Here is a 16,581-nt window from a genome sequence, read left to right on the forward strand (position 1 = left end):
CCAAAATTAGGTCCCTTTTGTGGCCAATTTCGACCGCCTCTTACTGCTCAGGGAAGTCGGGCTCTAACCCGATGTCACGACGGAGCATATCCAGGTAGTCGACGGCAACGATTTTGTCGGTCTCATCCGGAAAGCGGTTTGCGAGTGCCAACATCGCCTCGAATAGTTCGCCGGTCGTTTGCGGCTGTGCGACCGAAGGAAGCACCTTCGGAGAGATACTCGCTCGAGCAACTAGAAGGTGCGCAACCTGCTCGCTCTCGGCAGTTTGACGCCGCTTGTCCTCGACGTAACGTTCGATGGCGGCTCGCTCATCGTCGTTCAAAATTCTCCGGACAGCACGGGATTCGGTGTCCTCCCATACGCGAGCAGCGACCGTAGCAATGAAGCTGGTGGGATAGTCTTCGCACATCTCATATAGCGCGCGTGCAAGATGCAAAACGAAGGTGCGCCGCTCTTCGAACGCCGGGCGCCCGGCAGTGCGAGTCTTGACCGCAGATGCCGCCTCGCGAAGATGTCTGAATTGACCGGAGAAACTCTTCTGCAAACCCGACGGCACCCAAGAGGACGTTTCAGCCTGCAAGGCGGACTCAAATGCATCCGCGCGCTTCATCACACCTTGGACTGCTGCGGCAGTAGGCAAGATTTCAAAGGGCTCGTCGTCCACGCAAGCAACGAACGCCAGCGCCACTTGAGTAATCGCGCTGACCTTCAAGACCGTCCCCTTTTCGAAGACTGACCGCTTGAAGAAACTCCGCACGCTGGGCTCTGTCAGGAAGTTCTTGTACCAATCAGACTCTGCGCGTGCGGCCACATCCAAATCCAAGAAATGTCGCGCCTCGCCTAAGGTCGAGGACAGGTACGTTTGCTTTTCTGAGACCGTCATGTATTTATATTGCAACCCGTCAAGCGCGTGGCGTTGAGCTTATTGTATATGTAAGCACATCGCGTTTATCGCGGGTGGCACGCACAGGCAACACGGACCGGAGCGCCATGTGGAGACCCTGTGCCACGTCATGACCTCAACGTTGTACGCTTGCCTGCATCATCCCGACATGCACCCCCAACACGTCACCATGTGGCGTCCGCTTGCGAGGGATGTCGTCAAATGTCGGCACGCGATGTTCGGTGGCGGGCCGAATCGGCAGCGGCGCCGCTACAGACTTCATTACGCCTCGCTGTTTGCTGCGCGCCGCCGTTCGCTTTGTGGGCGCCGCGCGCTTCTTAGCCAGTTTGTGTTGGCTTGCAACGTTCGACGGTGCCGAAGTACGAGCTTCACGCGGTTCCCAAACTTCCACGTAATGCTGCCCGGCGAACGCCGTCCCAACTGTCGTCAAAAGTGCGCTGAAGATTAGGGTTCTTAGCAAACGCTTCCTCCTGAGTTTGCGCGCATCCGAATCGAATCTGCGCGCCGTATTCTGCCACGCGCTCATGTCCGTTCTGAAACGCGCCCGATTGCGAGGTCGGGTTGCCGGCACGGCTTCTCCCGTGTCCGCAAGTGTCGTCGCGCATTGAGACGCGCTGCGTCTCAATGCGCGACTTTCATGGAACGCGACACCGTCGTCCGGTCAATGCGCGCAGGCCATATAAGTCAGCTCTCTATCTAGGTTCATGGATGACTCTCATGAAATCAACGACGTCGTGTCGCACGCCGGTTTCGCGGATGGATTGCCGGCAAGGATGCTGGAGCTGTTGGAGGTCCTGGTCACAGATGTCGCGAGCGACGTTGAGGTGGTAGCACGGGACCTTGGGCTCAAGGATGAGATGCGAGAGCGGCTTCGGCGGGCGTTCGACCGGGTTGGTTGTGCGAAGGGCGTCCTGCAGGCAATGCGGGAGGCTGGCGTCAGGCAGTCCGGCCGGAGGCCGGCGGATGTGTCGGCAGAGCCAGGCCGTTGTGGCCGCGAAGTTGTCGCCGCCGCCGATGACCACATGGGAGACGATGCGCTAGACGCAATGGAACGCGTTCGGGGTGCGGTGGAATTGCTCGCAAAGGAGTGGCCACAGGACTACCCAGAGGGGGCGGTCGAGTGGCGATTCTCGATGGGATGGAGCGGCCGGCGGGCTAGGAGTTCGGCTTTCTGACCTCAAACGCCCCGATAATCACCCCCCGCTTGTAGTGTCCCTCGAGGGCGCAGGGGGCGATTTTTTCTGGAATCAAGGGGGGTTAAAAGGGGGATTTTTCTTCAACGTGCACCGCGCCGAATGAAAGTGTCCCCAGCCTTGCCCCGTAACGGTTTGCGGGAAATTTCACCCCCCTCGAGGGACACTTCTAGCAGAGGGGTAAGGGACGCTTTCATTCTTTGCGGGCAAGCACGCAGACTGCTAGGTGCTCGGTAACCTCCAACGTCACCGACTTCGCCAGATTCCGCGATTTCTCGACCTATTAGTTTCGGTTAACCGTTCTCACGCGGGCGTTTCGGGGTGAGTTTCTGCGACCGATAACCGAAACTGATAGCGCACATTAACCAAAACTAATAGTGCTCCCCACAAATTGCCACATGCCGCTGCAAACCTTATTCAACCGTCACCGATTTCGCGAGGTTCCGCGGCTTATCGACATCCGTCCCACGCGCACACGCCGTGTGATACGCCAACAACTGCAGCGGCACCACATGCAGAATCGGCGACAGCGCCCCATAGTGCTCCGGCATGCGGATCACATGAATGCCGTCCTCGCTGACGATGCGCGTATCCGCATCCGCGAACACGTAAAGCTCGCCGCCGCGCGCGCGCACTTCCTGCATGTTCGACTTCAGCTTTTCGAGCAGCGTGTCGTTCGGTGCGACCGTCACCACCGGCATCGCTTCGGTCACGAGCGCGAGCGGCCCGTGCTTCAACTCGCCCGCCGGATACGCTTCCGCGTGAATGTACGAAATTTCCTTGAGCTTCAACGCGCCTTCGAGCGCGATCGGATAGTGCAGCCCGCGACCGAGGAACAGCGCATTCTCCTTGCGCGCGAACTCCTCCGACCACGCGATGATCTGCGGCTCCAGCGCGAGCACGCTGTTCAACGCGGCCGGCAAGTGCCGCAGTTGCGTGAAATACGCGGTTTCCTGCTTCGCGTTCACATGACCGCGCATCTTCGCGAGCGTCACCGCGAGCACGAACAAGCCGACGAGCTGCGTCGTGAACGCCTTCGTCGATGCCACGCCGATCTCCGTGCCGGCGTGCGTCAGGAAGGCAAACTCGGTCTGCCGCACCATCGCGCTCGTCGCGACGTTGCACACGGCGAGCGTGTGCTTGTGGCCGAGCGACTGCGCGTGCTTGAGCGCGGCGAGCGTGTCGGCGGTTTCGCCCGATTGCGAGATCGTGACGACCAGCGCCTTCGGATTCGGCACCGACTCGCGATAGCGATATTCGCTCGCGATCTCGACTTGCGTCGGAATCTTCGCGATCGATTCGAGCCAGTACTTCGCCGTCACGCCCGAGTAATAGCTCGTGCCGCACGCGAGAATCAGCACGCTGTCGACCTGCGAGAACGCGTCGCGCGCGCCTTCGCCGAAGAGGCTCGGATCGAACTGATCGGCTTGCGGGATCGTGTCGGTGATCGCACGCGGCTGCTCGAAGATTTCCTTCTGCATGAAGTGTCGATACGGCCCGAGTTCCACCGCGCCGCCGTACGCCGTCACCACGCGCACTTCGCGCTCGGCGGGCAGGCCTTCACGATCGACGATCTTCACGCCGTCCAGCGCGATCTCCACGACATCGCCTTCTTCCAGGAACGCGAAGCGGTCCGTGCTGCCGGCGAGCGCGAGCGCATCCGACGCGAGGAAGTTCTCGCCCTCGCCCACACCGACGACGAGCGGCGAACCCTGGCGCGCGCCCACGACCGTGTGCGGCTGATTCCTGTGCACCACGGCGATCGCGTACGCGCCGTGCAGTTGCTTCACCGCCTCGCGCACCGTCTGAAACAGGTCGCCGCGATACATGCTGTGAATCAGATGCGCGATGACTTCGGTATCCGTCTGCGACACGAACTCGTAGCCCTTGCCCTTCAGCATCTCGCGCAGCGACTCGTAATTCTCGATGATGCCGTTATGCACGAGCGCGACGGTATCGCAAGAGAAGATCGGGTGCGCGTTGTCGGTGACGGGTGCGCCGTGCGTCGCCCAGCGCGTGTGAGCGATGCCCGTCATGCCGCCGAGATTCGAGTCGCGCACTTGTGCGTCGAGATCGGACACGCGCGCGACGCTGCGCGCGCGGCGCGGCTCGCCGTTGCTCAGCACGGCCACGCCGCACGAGTCGTAGCCGCGATACTCGAGGCGGCGCAGACCTTCCACCAGCACCGGGACAATGTTACGTTGCGCTACCGCGCCGACAATTCCGCACATGGACGTTCACCTTTGAAACCTGCATTCGAAAGCGCGGTACCGAGGCGCCGCGCGCGTTGGGCTGAATCTCTCGACAGCCTTACGACTTCTTTTTCACCGGGCGCTTGTAGCCCGTCTTGCCGACCTGCGTCTTCTCGTTGAGCACCAGCTCGCCTTCGCCGACATCCTTCCAGACGGTCGTGCCCGCCGCGATCGTCACGCCGCGGCCCACGCGCACCGGCGCGACCAGTTGCGTGTCCGAGCCGACGAACACGTCGTCGCCGATGACCGTGCGATGCTTGTTCGCGCCGTCGTAGTTGCACGTGATCGTGCCCGCGCCGATATTCACGCGCGCGCCGATATCCGAATCGCCGATATAGCTGAGATGGTTCGCCTTCGAGCCGTGGCCGAACACCGCGTTCTTCACTTCGACGAAGTTGCCGACGTGCGCTTCGTCGCCGAGCTGCGCGCCCGGACGCAGCCGCGCATACGGCCCGAGCACGACGTTCGCGCCGGTCGTGCCGCCTTCGATATGCGTGTACGCATCGACACGCGTGCCCGCGCCGATCGCGGCATCGCGGATCACGCAGTTCGGACCGATCGTCACGTTGTCGGCGAGCGTCACGCGCCCTTCGAAGACGCAATTCACGTCGATCGATACATCCGCGCCGCATTCGAGCACGCCGCGCACGTCGATGCGCGCCGGGTCCATCAGCGTCACGCCCGCGTCGAGCAGCGCGTTCGCCACGTTGCGCTGATGGACGCGCTCCAGTTCCGCGAGCTGGATCTTGCTGTTCACGCCGAGCGTTTCCCACTCGGCGTCCGGCTGCGCGGTCACGACTTCGACGCCCGCCTCGATCGCGCGCTCGACCACGTCCGTCAGATAGAACTCGCCTTGCGCGTTGTTGTTCTTCAGCGACGCGAGCCACGTTTCGAGCGTGCGCGTCGGCGTAATCACGATGCCCGTGTTGATTTCGTCGATTTCGAGCTCGTCGGGCGACGCGTCTTTCTGCTCGACGATTTTCCGCACTTTGCCTTGATGATCGCGCACGATGCGGCCGTAACCCGTCGGATTCCCGACATTTACGGTAAGTACGCCGTAACGCTCGGAGCCCGCGGCATCGATCAGACGCTTGAGCGTGCTCGCGCGCGTGAGCGGCACGTCGCCGTACAGCACGAGCGTCGGCACCGAGGGATCGAGCAGCGGCAGCGCCTGCTGCACGGCGTGTCCCGTGCCGAGTTGCCTGTCTTGCAGGGCAAATTGAACGTCCGGCGCGCCGACGGCTTCGCGGACTTTATCCGCGCCGTGCCCGACGACGACGACGAGACGCGTCGGCGACAGCGTGCGGGCCGTGTCGATGACGTGGGCGAGCAAGGGCTTGCCCGCCAATGAATGGAGTACTTTCGGCAGAGCGGAGCGCATGCGCTTGCCCATGCCGGCAGCCAGAATCACGATGTTCATCGCAGGAAGCCTTGCTGGGTATGACGAGCCGCCAATATATCACCCGGCTCTTTGGCGCAATGCGGCGAATCCCACGCTGCGCCTTATTGGACAAAGGTTACAGGTCGTCGAACTGCACAATTGAAACCGCGCCGGACGTTCCTGACGGTTCGCTTGCACACGGTTCCTCGTCGAAGGCGATATCGCCCTGAGGATCGGCTTCGCCCGTCGCGCGCAGTCCCGCGAACGGAAACAGCTTGCTGTCCATGAGATGCGAAGGCACCACGTTCGACAGCGCGTTGAACATGTTGTCCACGCGCCCAGGGAAACGCTTGTCCCATTCGCGGACCAGCGCTTTCATTTCCGCGCGCTTCAGATTCGGCTGGCTGCCGCACAGATTGCACGGAATGATCGGAAATTCGCGCAGTTCCGCGTACTTTTCGAGATCCACTTCCTTCACGTAGGCGAGCGGACGGATCACGACGTTCTTGCCGTCGTCCGATTGCAGCTTGGGCGGCATGCCTTTCAGCTTGCCGCCGTAGAACATGTTGAGCAGCAGCGTCTGGAGGATGTCGTCGCGATGATGACCGAGCGCGATCTTGGTCGCGCCGAGCTCGCCCGCCACGCGATACAGAATGCCGCGACGCAGGCGCGAGCAGAGCGAACACGTCGTCTTGCCTTCCGGCACGAGGCGCTTGACGATGCTGTACGTGTCCTGATTTTCGATGTGAAACGGAATATCGAGCTTGCTCAGGTAATCCGGCAGCACATGCTCCGGAAAGCCCGGCTGCTTCTGATCGAGATTGACGGCGACGATCTCGAAGTTGATCGGCGCGCGCTCGCGCAGGCGCATCAGCACGTCGAGCATCGCGTAACTGTCCTTGCCTCCGGACAGGCACACCATCACCTTGTCGCCTTCCTCGATCATGTTGAAATCGCCGACGGCCTCGCCGACCTGCCGCGCGATGCGCTTGAAGAGCTTGTTGTTCTCGTACGCTTCCTTCTGCTGGCGCTTGGTCAGCGCCTCGCGCGTGGGTTTTTGCGGCTCGGCGGCCTCGATCGTGTCACGCGCGTTCATGCTCGTTCCTCTTTGATGCGAAAGACTTCGACGCCCACCGCGTCGCAGTCGGGATAGACGTCGGGCTTTTCCGTCGATACGGCCACCGCGCGCACGTTCGGATGCGCGAGCAAGGCGGCGGCGACGTCGTCGCACAGCGTTTCCTGCAGGTGGATGTGGCCCTGCTTCACGCGCGCGGCGATGGTCGAGCGCATGAAGTCGTAGTCGACGACTTCGGACAATTTGTCCGCGACGGGCGTCGACAGCGCGAGCGGCACGTACAGTTCGACGTTGATCACGACGCGTTGCTCGCCGCGCTTCTCGAAATCATGCACGCCGATGTTGATGCGCACTTCGTAGTTGCGCAGAAAAAGCCGCCGGCAATCGGTCAGCCGGGGATGCGAAAGTGCGGCAAGCATGAGGTTTCCAATATCCAATAAGCGCGTTTCAGGGCGCGCGAGAGCCGATCATGTACATCACGTCGCGCGGGCTCGGCACGAGATGCTGGCCGCCATCGACCACGAGCGTCGTGCCGGTCACGCCGTGCGCGTTCGCGAGATAGCACGCGGCCTGCGCCACGTCTTCCACCGTCGATGCGCGATTGAGCGGCGTCACGCGATGGGCGGCTTCGAACGACGCGGGCGTCTGCCCGGTGGAAATGAGCGTCAGCCCCGGCGCGAGGCCGACGACGCGCAACTTCGGCCCGAGCGCCTGCGCGAGCGCGACGGTGGCGTTGTCGAGCGCCGCCTTCGTCAGCGTGTACGACAGGTAATCCGGATTCATGTTGTACAGCTTCTGGTCCAGCACGTTGATGACGACGCCGCGTTGCGCGTCGTCCGCGGCGGCGGCATCGGGCATGATTTCGTGCAGCATGCGCGCGAGCGTCAGCGGCGCGGCGACGTTGATCGCGGTCATCGCGAGCAGTTTCGCGTAGCCGAAGTCGATGGCCGTGTCTTCGTCGAAACGCGACGCGCAGTTCACGACGCAGTTCAGCCCGCCGAACGCCTCGACGCACGCCGGCACGAGGCGAACGACGTCGGCCTCGACTTCCAGATCCGCTTTCAGCGCGATCGCGCGCCGCCCGAGCGCCTCGACATCCGCGACGGTTTCTCGCGCTTCACGCTCCGAACCGCCGTAGTGCACGGCCACGTCCCAGCCTTGCCGCGCGAATTCCAGCGCGACGCCGCGCCCGATGCGCTTCGCCCCGCCGGTCACGAGCACGGCGCGGGAACGAGAAACGGCACCGGAAGACGGCGAGTTGGGGGAAGAAAACGGCGTGGAAGCGCTCATTTACAATACTGGGATGAATCCGAAAGCCAGACAAACCGATAGTTTACCTGCTCCGGGCGCCGATGCGCTCGCGCAGTCCGAAGCGCTGACCGACCTGCTGCGCGGACGCATCGCCGCGGCGGGCGGCTGGTTGCCGTTCGACCGCTACATGGACCTCGCGCTGTACGCGCCGGGCCTCGGCTACTACAGCGGCGGGGCGATGAAATTCGGCCGACGCGCGGAAGACGGCAGCGATTTCGTCACCGCGCCGGAATTGTCCCCGCTTTTCGCGACGACGCTCGCGCGGCCCGTCGCGCAGGCGTTGCAGCAAAGCGGCACGCGGCAACTGATGGAATTCGGCGCGGGCACCGGCAAACTCGCCGCAGGATTGCTGACCGCGCTCGCCGATCTCGACGTGCCGTTCGACAGTTACGCGATCGTCGATCTGTCCGGCGAGTTGCGCGAGCGCCAGCGCGAGACCATCGAAAAGCAGGCGCCCGCGCTCGCCGCGAAGGTGAAATGGCTCGACGCGTTGCCCGAGGCATTCGAGGGCGTCGTGATCGGCAATGAAGTGCTCGACGCGATGCCTGTGCGCCTCGTCGTGCGCAAGCTCGGCGCGTGGCATGAGCGCGGCGTCGTCGTGCAGGGCGAACGTCTCGCTTTCGACGACCGGCCGATTACGCCGGACGCGCAAGTCGATCTGATCGATACCGCCATCGACGACGCCAACGACGAGCCGTTCGCCGAGTACGTCACCGAAACGCACGAAGCGGCGCTGGCGTTCACCAAGACCATTTGCACGATGCTCACGCGCGGCGCGGCGTTTTTCATCGATTACGGATTTCCGCGACGCGAGTTCTACCACGCGCAGCGCGCGACGGGCACGCTGATGTGTCACTACCGGCATCGGGCGCACGCGGATCCGTTTCTGTATCCCGGTTTGCAGGACATCACCGCGCATGTTGAGTTTACGGGCATCGCGGAGGCTGGCGTCGAAACTGGCGCCGATCTGCTCGGCTTTACGTCGCAGGCGCGTTTTCTGATGAACGCGGGCATCACCGATGTTTTGAGCGACCTCGATCCCGCCGATGTGAAGCGCTTTTTGCCGGCTGCAAATGCGGTGCAGAAGCTGCTGTCGGAAGCGGAGATGGGCGAGCTTTTCAAGGTGATCGCGTTTTCGCGCGGCATTCCCGGTACGCTCGACGCTTTCGCGACGGGCGATCGTTCTCACACGTTATGAGTGCGCGATCATGATCCGCTGGCTGCTTACCACGTTTATCGCACTCGCGATTCTTTCCGGCTCGATGCCGTGGCTGAAGAAAATCGGAATCGGGCGGTTGCCGGGGGACTTCACATTGCGGATTTTTGGGCGCGAGTATTCGTTTCCGTTTATGTCGACGTTGTTGTTGTCGGTTTTGTTGTCTTTGATTGCGCGGGCGCTTTAGGCCTTTTTTGTCGCCGGATCCCGTTTTGCTTTTGGTCTATTGGCGTTGCCCCTGTGCGGGGCGGCAGTCACTTTCTTTGCTGCTGCAAAGAAAGTAACCAAAGAAAGCAGCTTTTCCATCCAAAGTGCTTCATGCCGGCCGCGGCACGGGCGATTGGCTGAATGGCCCGGCAGTAGCGAGTGCCCTCAAAGGTCTCGCGCGGCGTGGACCGCGCACGGTCTGACACATCGCACCACAAAACAAACTGGTTCAGCACCAAATAGCTCCAGCCCGCTTCGCGGCCGACCGGTCAATCGGGTGGGCGCGCGCTTTCTTGCTAACGCCGCCATCTCACGGCGCTCGTTATTCGTCGGTTTCCCTTGCAGACCCGACGGCAGCGCGAAGCGCTGTGCCGGAGCTATTTCGTGCTGAACCAGCGCGCTAAAACATATGGTGCGGCGGACCGTGCGCGAGCCAAGTCCGGTTGGGCCTGTGAGGGCGACACTTAGGCGAGGGCCAACTTGAGGGAGAAAATTGGCCAAGTTGCGTGTGACCGCGGGCCTGAAAAGCTGCTTTCTTTGGTTACTTTCTTTGCAGCAGCAAAGAAAGTGACTGCCGCCCCGCACAGGGGCAACGCTAATAGACCAACACGAAATCGGGATCCGGCAAAGAGTCAAAACTCTGGGTTCCATTCAGCCAATCGCCTGTGCCGCGGCCGGCATGAAGCACTCTGGATGGGGAAAGCTGCTTTCTTTGGTTACTTTCTTTGCAGCAGCAAAGAAAGTGACTGCCGCCCCGCACAGGGGCAACGCCAATAGACCAATAACGAAACGGGATCCGGCGATTCAAATCTTCAAAGCATCCTTCACCGCCGCGACCCGCGCATCATGCACGGCATCCTTAATCCCGGCAGGCCGATCGGCCAACTGCCCCGCGACAGCACCCGCATCCACCGACCGCGCAGCCACCAAAGCCTCCCGCAACCGCTCCGCCTGCGGATAAGCCTGCTGCTCCATTCCAAGCCGCCCGCGCGCATCCGCGAGACACGCCTGCAGCGCCTCGGCAAACCGCGCCGGCTTGCGCAACGCATCCGATCGTTCGAACAGTCTCACGAGCGCGGCCGCGCCCATCTCCATCACGCGATGAATATTGCCGTGCTCACGCGCGACGAGCATCGCCAGATCGCGGCAGTCGTTCGGCACGCGCAAGCGCTCGCACAGCGGCCGCAGCAAATCGACGCTGCGCCCCTCATGGCCGATGTGACGCGGCAAGATGTCCTCCGGCGTCGTCGCCTTGCCGAGGTCGTGCGTAAGCGCGGCAAAGCGCACCGGCAACGCGAATCTCTGCGACGCGGCGTAGTCGAGCACCATCATCACATGCACGCCCGTGTCCACTTCCGGGTGATAGTCCGCGCGCTGCGGCACGCCCCACAAGGCATCGACTTCGGGGAGAATCCGCGCGAGCGCGCCGCAACTGCGCAGCACGTCGAACATGCGCGACGGCTTCTTTTCCATCAGTCCGCGCGACACTTCCTGCCAGACGCGCTCCGGCACGAGCGCATCGACTTCGCCCGCGGCGACCATCTTCTTCATGAGTTCGGCGGTTTCCGGCGCGACGTCGAAATCGGCAAAACGCGCCGCAAAGCGCGCCAGCCGCAGAATGCGCACCGGATCTTCGATGAACGCATCGCCGACATGCCGAAACAGCTTGTTCGCGAGATCCGCGGCACCGCCGAACGGATCGATGACCGGTCCGGTCAGCTCGCCCGCCGGCGTGACCTCGCGCGCCATCGCGTTGATCGTGAGATCGCGCCGCGCGAGGTCTTCCTCGAGCGTCACATCGGGCGAAAAGTAAAACTGGAAGCCGTGATAGCCCGCCGCCGTCTTGCGCTCGGTGCGCGCGAGCGCGTATTCCTCGTGCGTTTCGGGATGCAAAAACACCGGAAAATCCTTCCCGACCGGCCGATACCGCTGCGCCACCATCTGCTCCGGCGTCGCGCCCACGACGACATAATCGCGATCCACCACCGGCACGCCCAGCAACGCGTCGCGGATCGCGCCGCCGACTGCGTAGATGTTCATCGCGCTTCCTCGCGCGCGCCGTCGATCCACGCCGCGACCGCCGGCAGCGCCGTGACGCGCTTCCCATAGTCGAGCGATGTCGCGCTCAGCTTCGGCGCGTAGCTGTTGAAACGCATGACGACCGGCGCGAACATCGTGTCCGCTATGCCGAACTCGCCGAACAAAAACGGCCCGCCCGATTTGCCGAGGCATTCCGCCCAGATCGCCTCGATGCGCGCGATATTCGCAAGCGCATCCGGCGTCGCGCCCGCGCCCGGCGCGTGCGTCGTGATTTCCATCGGCATGTTCTGGCGCAGGTCCGCAAAACCCGCGTGCATCTCCGCGCTGACGCTTCGGGCGCGCGCGCGAGCGGCGGCGTCGCGCGGCCACATCGCGTGTTCGGGATGCAGCTCGGCAATCGTTTCGACGATCGCGAGCGATTCCCACACCGAATCGCCCGCGTCGGTGACGAGGCACGGCACCTTGCCGGACGGCGAGACGTCGAGAATCTTCGCTTTCGTGTCGGGATGGCCGAGAGGGATCAGCGCCTCCTCGAACGGGATGCCGAAATGTTTGAGCAGCACCCACGGCCGCATCGACCAGGAAGAGTTGAGCTTGTCACCGATAACGAGTTTCATGCGATCACAAAAAGTTTTAACGATGCGCGGTTGCGCGGAATGTGTTGAAGCGCGAGCGCGACGAATTGCCGGTCAGATACAGCGGCGCGATGGTCTCGATGCTCGCCGGCTCGTCGATGCCCAGTTCCGGCGCGAGCGGTCCGCTCGCGATGTTCGGCGTCTTCATCGAATCGAGATTGTCGCGCGAGATGATGGGCTCGCCGGGCGCCATTTCCATGGTCATCGCCTGAAGGCGGCCGAGGCTTTCCGGCAGCTTGATGATGCGCGAATGCTTGCCGATGGTCGCACCCGCGAAACGCACGAGCTCCGCCAGCGTGTAGACGCCCGGCCCCGCGAGTTCGTAGACCTGGCCGTTGGCGGCGTCGAGATCGAGCACGTTGACCATCGCCTTCGCCACGTCGCCGACGAACACCGGCTGGAACTGCGCGTCGGCGCACGCGAGCGGGATCACCGGGAACATGCGCTCGAGAAAGGCAAACTGGTTGAGCAGATTGTCCTCGGGCCCGAACACGACGGAACTGCGGAAAATGGTCCAGTCGAGTCCCGATTCGCGGACGATCTTCTCGCCATCGCCCTTCGAGCGCAGGTACATGCTCGGACCTTCGGGGTCCGCGCCGAGCGCGCTCATGTGCAGGAGACGCCGCACGCCCTTCGCCTCGCACGCGGCGGCGATCTTGCGCGGCAGCTCGACGTGAGCCTTCGCGAACTCCGGTCCGTATGGATCGTCGCGGCGCCCCTGAAGAATGCCGACGAGATTGATCACCGCATCGCATTGATCGATAAACGCGGCGAGTTGCACGGGATCGTGCACATCGGCTTCGATGACATCGATGGGCAGCAGCGTGAGATGCGCCGCGTTGACGCGCCGCCGCGTCGCGACTCGCACGGTCTTGCCGAGATCGACGAGCGCATTGACGAGATGACTGCCGATGAAACCCGAACCGCCGATCAGCGCTACATGTTGGTGTCGCATAGTTCGCCTCTTGGGTCGCGGCCTGACGAATGCGGCTTCGATTCAGAACGGCGGGGGCCGAAAATGAAAACGCCCGCGCGTCCTTTCGTTCGACGCGCGGGCGTGAGGTTTCGCTGCAAGACGGTCAGGGAGCGATGTAGCCCAGACGCGCCTTCAACGACTGCGGACGGCCTTCGAACAGTGCCGCGTAATAGACGGTGTTCGACAGCACGTTCTTCACGTAATCGCGAGTCTCGGTAAACGGGATCGTTTCAGCAAAAACCGCGCCCTCCACGGGTGCGCGCAAGCCTTGCCGCCATTGGCTCGGACGGCCCGGCCCGGCGTTGTAGCCCGCGGTGGCGAGTACGGCCGAGTTATCGAATTGATTGTAGATCATCGACAGGTAATTCGTGCCGAGCAGGATATTCGTGTTGATGTCGTTCATCTGCGCGCGCGACACCGGACCGAGACCGATTTTCTTCGCGACGAGTTGCGCCGTGCCGGGCATCAACTGCATGAGGCCGCCCGCGCCGACTTCCGAGCGCGCATTGATGATGAAGCGCGACTCCTGGCGGATGAGGCCATACGCCCATTCGATGTCGAGACCGGTGTTCTGCGCATCGCGCTCGACGATATCGCGGAACGGCGACAGATAGCGCAGCGTGAAATCGTGCTCCGCTTTTGTCTTGTCGGCCGTGTTGACGGTGCGGTCGAACAGTTCGATGCGCTTAGCGTACTGCGCAGCCGCGATCAGTTGCCGGTCGGTCATGGTGCGCAGCGGCCAGTTCCATTCGCGATTGCCTTCGAGACGCATGTTCAGCGCGTAGAAACGCTGCGACAGCGCGAAGCCCGGCACCGATTGCATCTGCGCGATCTCGGCGTCCGAAACCGTGGTGCGCGGCGGCACGCTGATCTTTTGACCGAGTTCTTCGAGCGCGAGCTGACCATAGAAGTTGTATTGATCCGCGATGGTCTGGAGTTCCTGGTTCGCCGTGGCCGTGTCGCCAGCCTGCTTCACGGCGCGCGCGTGCCAGTAGATCCACGCCGGTTGCGCGCGCAATGTGGGCGGCATCTGTTCGATGGACCAGCGCACCATGTTCCAGTCGTTGACGAGCAGCGCGCTGCGCGTGCGCCATTCGTACGCCGGATTCGACAGTTGCGCATTCGCCGACAGCCGATACCAGTCCGCCGCCGCCGGCATGCGCTTGAGCGCCGCCTGATAGCCGATGGTGCCCCAGCCGACCGCGCGCTCGGCGGGCGTCAGGCTCGGCGCGACGGAAGGAAAGGTGGCGGCGGCCATCGCCGGATCGTTGCGGGCCATGCGCGTGATCGCGAGCAGCGTCAACTGATGCGCCGGCGTATTGGGCATCACGCCGCGCGCGAGATAAAGCGGCGGCTTGTTGACGGCGTCGTCCAGCAGCGAATCCTTCGGCTTTTCCTGGCCGAGCGCTTCGACGATGTTCGAGCCGGTCGACGTGTAGTTCTGCTCGTAGGCGAGACGAATTTGCTGCCAGATGTCGTCGCTCGTGAACTGGCCCGACTGCGCGAGTGCGCCGATCAGGTCGACGCAGCCGTCGCCGTACCATTTCGGATCGACGAGCAGCGCGCGCGCCGCTTCCGCGACGTTTTCGCCGCGCGACAGGCGCCCTTCGAGCGCGTAGCACTTGACCTGCGTGTCGTCATTGAGAACGAAACGGGAATATTGCTGCTCGAAGTTCTTCCAGTCGTGACGGCTGCCGAGCACGACGAGATAGTCGTTGCGCATGCGGTCGGCGATCGCCTGACCGTCGTAGCGCTGCAGGAACGAGAGCACGGGCGCGTCGGGCGCGTCGATGCGCGCGTGGCCTTGCGAATCGAAAAGCTGCGGCTTGATGGTGAAGTATTCGATATAGCTCGGCGCCGGATAATCCGGAATCTGCGCGGCGAGCGCGGCGGCCTTGCCGGCATCGTTCGCACGCGCGGCTTCGCGCAATTGCAGGAAGATGCGGTCGTCGGACGTGGGCGGGAGATCGGCATCGGGACGGACGGCGGAAGCCGTTCCGCAAGCGACGAGCGCCGCTGCGGCAAGGGCCGCGCCGACCGCGAGATATACTCGGTTGAGGCGTTTTGACATCTATTTTCTGGAGCGCGAGGTGGTCCTGAGATCGGAGGAAAGCATAGCACGCAACGTTTGCGATCAACCCAAGAACCAGCCGAAAAGCGCATTGCGCGCAAGGCTTCTCGCGGCGCGCGAGGCGCAAAGCGAGCAAGCCGGCCAGGCCGCGATAAACGACTCGCTCGCGGCGCGCATCCAGGCCGTGCTCGCGCGGCACGACGCGCGGTGCGTCGGCTTATACTGGCCCGTCGCGGGCGAGTTCGACGCGCGCGACGCGCTCGCACGCTGGCTCGACGCCGACGCAACGCGCGGCGCCGCGCTGCCGGTGGTCGTGAAACCGCACGCGCCGATGGTTTTCCACGCATGGAGCGCGCACTCGCCGATGAAGGAAGGCCGCTACCGGATTCCGGTGCCCGCTGAAGAAAAGGTCGTGGTGCCGGAACTGCTGCTGATTCCGTGCGTCGGTTTCGACACGGATCGGTACCGGCTCGGTTATGGCGGCGGCTATTACGATCGGACGCTCGCCGCCTGGCCGAACGAAGCGCGGCCGGTGACGATCGGCATCGCGTACGAATCGGGGAAATGCGGCGCGTTGCCGCGCGAGGTTCACGACATGCCGCTCGACGCGATCGTCACCGAATCCGCGATCTATTAGAGCGATGCCGCCGCGCGCGCGGCGGTATCGTAGAGGCCGGACGCATTGCGCATCAATTGCGCGGCCTCGCCGATCTGCTCGTTGGTGAGACCGCTTTCGCGCAGTGTCTCGATGAGGCACGCCTCGCGCACTTCGCGATACTTGCCGCACAGTTCGCGTCCCGCCGGCGTCGCGGAAAAGAACACTTCCTTGCCGGATTTCTCGCTCTGCACGTAACCGCGAGCGACGAGTTTTTTCAGCGCATACGTGGCAACGTGTGTGTCCTCGATGTTCAGCACGAAGCAGATGTCGGCGAGCTTCTTCTTGCGGTCGCGATGGCTCACATGATGCAGCAGCGACACTTCCACCGCCGTCATGTCCTTCGCGCCCGCCGCGGACATGCAGCGCACCATCCAGCGATTGAACGCATTGCCCGCCATGATGAGGCCGTATTCGAATTCCGACAGTTCCGCGCTGGCTTCGGAGACGAGATGCTCGGACGAGACGATCTTGGTGGGATGACGCGGCATGGCGATGACCGGTTTGCAGTGCGTTGGAGTGTAGCGCAACGTCATTTTTGCGAGCGACGCATGCCTCGGCAAAAACGTGAATTGATAATTTCTTGATAATTTATTGACAATGTAACATTCTGCGACGACGCGAAGCGCATCGGATAGACGAATTTCGCGTCCCGAAAAGGCAAA

15 protein-coding genes are annotated in these 16,581 nt (G+C 62.9%); 4 read left to right on the forward strand and 11 right to left on the reverse strand.

From position 1 onward, the window contains the following. Window positions 1–40: 40 nt before the first annotated feature. Window positions 41–883, reverse strand: a complete 843-nt coding sequence (locus tag NOV72_RS06330; protein WP_245932922.1) for a hypothetical protein — start codon at window positions 881–883, stop codon at window positions 41–43. Window positions 884–1,608: 725 nt separating this feature from the next. On the opposite strand from NOV72_RS06330, the gene NOV72_RS06340 reads away from it, so the two are divergent. Beyond that, complete coding sequence (locus NOV72_RS06340; RefSeq protein WP_106853765.1) at window positions 1,609–2,079, forward strand: hypothetical protein; 471 nt, start codon at window positions 1,609–1,611, stop codon at window positions 2,077–2,079. A 431-nt stretch (window positions 2,080–2,510) separates the two neighbouring features. Here NOV72_RS06340 and glmS read toward each other — a convergent pair whose 3' ends face one another. From glmS to NOV72_RS06365, 5 genes are all read right to left on the reverse strand, one after another. After that, window positions 2,511–4,328: a glutamine--fructose-6-phosphate transaminase (isomerizing) gene (gene glmS / locus NOV72_RS06345; protein ID WP_106853766.1), complete on the reverse strand. Its 1,818-nt coding sequence runs from the start codon at window positions 4,326–4,328 to the stop codon at window positions 2,511–2,513. A 79-nt stretch (window positions 4,329–4,407) separates the two neighbouring features. Further along, on the reverse strand, window positions 4,408–5,769 hold the full coding sequence (gene glmU / locus NOV72_RS06350; protein ID WP_106853767.1) for a bifunctional UDP-N-acetylglucosamine diphosphorylase/glucosamine-1-phosphate N-acetyltransferase GlmU: 1,362 nt from the start codon (window positions 5,767–5,769) through the stop codon (window positions 4,408–4,410). Window positions 5,770–5,866: 97 nt separating this feature from the next. After that, the gene (gene ttcA, locus NOV72_RS06355) at window positions 5,867–6,826 is read right to left on the reverse strand and encodes a tRNA 2-thiocytidine(32) synthetase TtcA (protein ID WP_106853768.1); all 960 of its coding nucleotides are present in this window, start codon (window positions 6,824–6,826) and stop codon (window positions 5,867–5,869) included. Next, on the reverse strand, window positions 6,823–7,224 hold the full coding sequence (locus NOV72_RS06360; RefSeq protein ID WP_035511079.1) for a dihydroneopterin aldolase: 402 nt from the start codon (window positions 7,222–7,224) through the stop codon (window positions 6,823–6,825). Before NOV72_RS06360 ends, ttcA begins: the two co-directional genes overlap by 4 nt. A gap of 28 nt (window positions 7,225–7,252) precedes the next feature. After that, window positions 7,253–8,095 carry an SDR family oxidoreductase gene (locus tag NOV72_RS06365; RefSeq protein WP_106853769.1) on the reverse strand — a complete coding sequence of 281 codons (843 nt, stop codon included), beginning with the start codon at window positions 8,093–8,095 and terminating at the stop codon, window positions 7,253–7,255. Between the two features lie 13 nt (window positions 8,096–8,108). On the opposite strand from NOV72_RS06365, the gene NOV72_RS06370 reads away from it, so the two are divergent. Both NOV72_RS06370 and NOV72_RS06375 read left to right on the forward strand, forming a co-directional pair. Then, window positions 8,109–9,314 carry a class I SAM-dependent methyltransferase gene (locus tag NOV72_RS06370; protein WP_106853770.1) on the forward strand — a complete coding sequence of 402 codons (1,206 nt, stop codon included), beginning with the start codon at window positions 8,109–8,111 and terminating at the stop codon, window positions 9,312–9,314. A 10-nt stretch (window positions 9,315–9,324) separates the two neighbouring features. Further along, window positions 9,325–9,519, forward strand: coding sequence for a DUF2905 domain-containing protein (locus tag NOV72_RS06375; protein WP_061173965.1), 195 nt, complete (start codon window positions 9,325–9,327; stop codon window positions 9,517–9,519). A gap of 824 nt (window positions 9,520–10,343) precedes the next feature. Here the strand turns inward: NOV72_RS06375 and NOV72_RS06385 are convergent. The 4 genes from NOV72_RS06385 to NOV72_RS06400 form a co-directional block, all read right to left on the reverse strand. After that, window positions 10,344–11,579: a multifunctional CCA addition/repair protein gene (locus NOV72_RS06385; protein WP_106853772.1), complete on the reverse strand. Its 1,236-nt coding sequence runs from the start codon at window positions 11,577–11,579 to the stop codon at window positions 10,344–10,346. Beyond that, window positions 11,576–12,196 carry a glutathione S-transferase family protein gene (locus tag NOV72_RS06390; RefSeq protein WP_106853773.1) on the reverse strand — a complete coding sequence of 207 codons (621 nt, stop codon included), beginning with the start codon at window positions 12,194–12,196 and terminating at the stop codon, window positions 11,576–11,578. Before NOV72_RS06390 ends, NOV72_RS06385 begins: the two co-directional genes overlap by 4 nt. 16 nt (window positions 12,197–12,212) lie before the next feature. Next, window positions 12,213–13,169, reverse strand: a complete 957-nt coding sequence (locus NOV72_RS06395; RefSeq protein ID WP_106853774.1) for a complex I NDUFA9 subunit family protein — start codon at window positions 13,167–13,169, stop codon at window positions 12,213–12,215. Between the two features lie 124 nt (window positions 13,170–13,293). Beyond that, window positions 13,294–15,261 carry a lytic transglycosylase domain-containing protein gene (locus NOV72_RS06400; RefSeq protein WP_106853775.1) on the reverse strand — a complete coding sequence of 656 codons (1,968 nt, stop codon included), beginning with the start codon at window positions 15,259–15,261 and terminating at the stop codon, window positions 13,294–13,296. A 7-nt stretch (window positions 15,262–15,268) separates the two neighbouring features. On the opposite strand from NOV72_RS06400, the gene NOV72_RS06405 reads away from it, so the two are divergent. Continuing rightward, window positions 15,269–15,898, forward strand: a complete 630-nt coding sequence (locus tag NOV72_RS06405; RefSeq protein ID WP_425428715.1) for a 5-formyltetrahydrofolate cyclo-ligase — start codon at window positions 15,269–15,271, stop codon at window positions 15,896–15,898. Here the strand turns inward: NOV72_RS06405 and NOV72_RS06410 are convergent. Then, on the reverse strand, window positions 15,895–16,407 hold the full coding sequence (locus NOV72_RS06410; RefSeq protein WP_008352632.1) for a winged helix DNA-binding protein: 513 nt from the start codon (window positions 16,405–16,407) through the stop codon (window positions 15,895–15,897). The genes NOV72_RS06405 and NOV72_RS06410 overlap by 4 nt on opposite strands. Between the last annotated feature and the right edge of the window lie 174 nt (window positions 16,408–16,581).

The sequence above is a fragment of the Caballeronia novacaledonica genome, from assembly GCF_900258035.1.
GTDB lineage: Bacteria > Pseudomonadota > Gammaproteobacteria > Burkholderiales > Burkholderiaceae > Caballeronia > Caballeronia novacaledonica.

What these genes read in the sequence shown, in the direction of transcription:
- NOV72_RS06385 (WP_106853772.1), bottom strand. Translation starts at nt 11,579, where the DNA reads ATGAACATCTACGCAGTCGGCGGCGCGATCCGCGACGCGTTGCTGGGC.
- NOV72_RS06390 (WP_106853773.1), bottom strand. Translation starts at nt 12,196, where the DNA reads ATGAAACTCGTTATCGGTGACAAGCTCAACTCTTCCTGGTCGATGCGG.
- NOV72_RS06370 (WP_106853770.1), top strand. Translation starts at nt 8,109, where the DNA reads ATGAATCCGAAAGCCAGACAAACCGATAGTTTACCTGCTCCGGGCGCC.
- glmS (WP_106853766.1), bottom strand. Translation starts at nt 4,328, where the DNA reads ATGTGCGGAATTGTCGGCGCGGTAGCGCAACGTAACATTGTCCCGGTG.
- glmU (WP_106853767.1), bottom strand. Translation starts at nt 5,769, where the DNA reads ATGAACATCGTGATTCTGGCTGCCGGCATGGGCAAGCGCATGCGCTCC.
- ttcA (WP_106853768.1), bottom strand. Translation starts at nt 6,826, where the DNA reads ATGAACGCGCGTGACACGATCGAGGCCGCCGAGCCGCAAAAACCCACG.
- NOV72_RS06375 (WP_061173965.1), top strand. Translation starts at nt 9,325, where the DNA reads ATGATCCGCTGGCTGCTTACCACGTTTATCGCACTCGCGATTCTTTCC.
- NOV72_RS06400 (WP_106853775.1), bottom strand. Translation starts at nt 15,261, where the DNA reads ATGTCAAAACGCCTCAACCGAGTATATCTCGCGGTCGGCGCGGCCCTT.
- NOV72_RS06395 (WP_106853774.1), bottom strand. Translation starts at nt 13,169, where the DNA reads ATGCGACACCAACATGTAGCGCTGATCGGCGGTTCGGGTTTCATCGGC.
- NOV72_RS06410 (WP_008352632.1), bottom strand. Translation starts at nt 16,407, where the DNA reads ATGCCGCGTCATCCCACCAAGATCGTCTCGTCCGAGCATCTCGTCTCC.
- NOV72_RS06340 (WP_106853765.1), top strand. Translation starts at nt 1,609, where the DNA reads ATGGATGACTCTCATGAAATCAACGACGTCGTGTCGCACGCCGGTTTC.
- NOV72_RS06365 (WP_106853769.1), bottom strand. Translation starts at nt 8,095, where the DNA reads ATGAGCGCTTCCACGCCGTTTTCTTCCCCCAACTCGCCGTCTTCCGGT.
- NOV72_RS06330 (WP_245932922.1), bottom strand. Translation starts at nt 883, where the DNA reads ATGACGGTCTCAGAAAAGCAAACGTACCTGTCCTCGACCTTAGGCGAG.
- NOV72_RS06360 (WP_035511079.1), bottom strand. Translation starts at nt 7,224, where the DNA reads ATGCTTGCCGCACTTTCGCATCCCCGGCTGACCGATTGCCGGCGGCTT.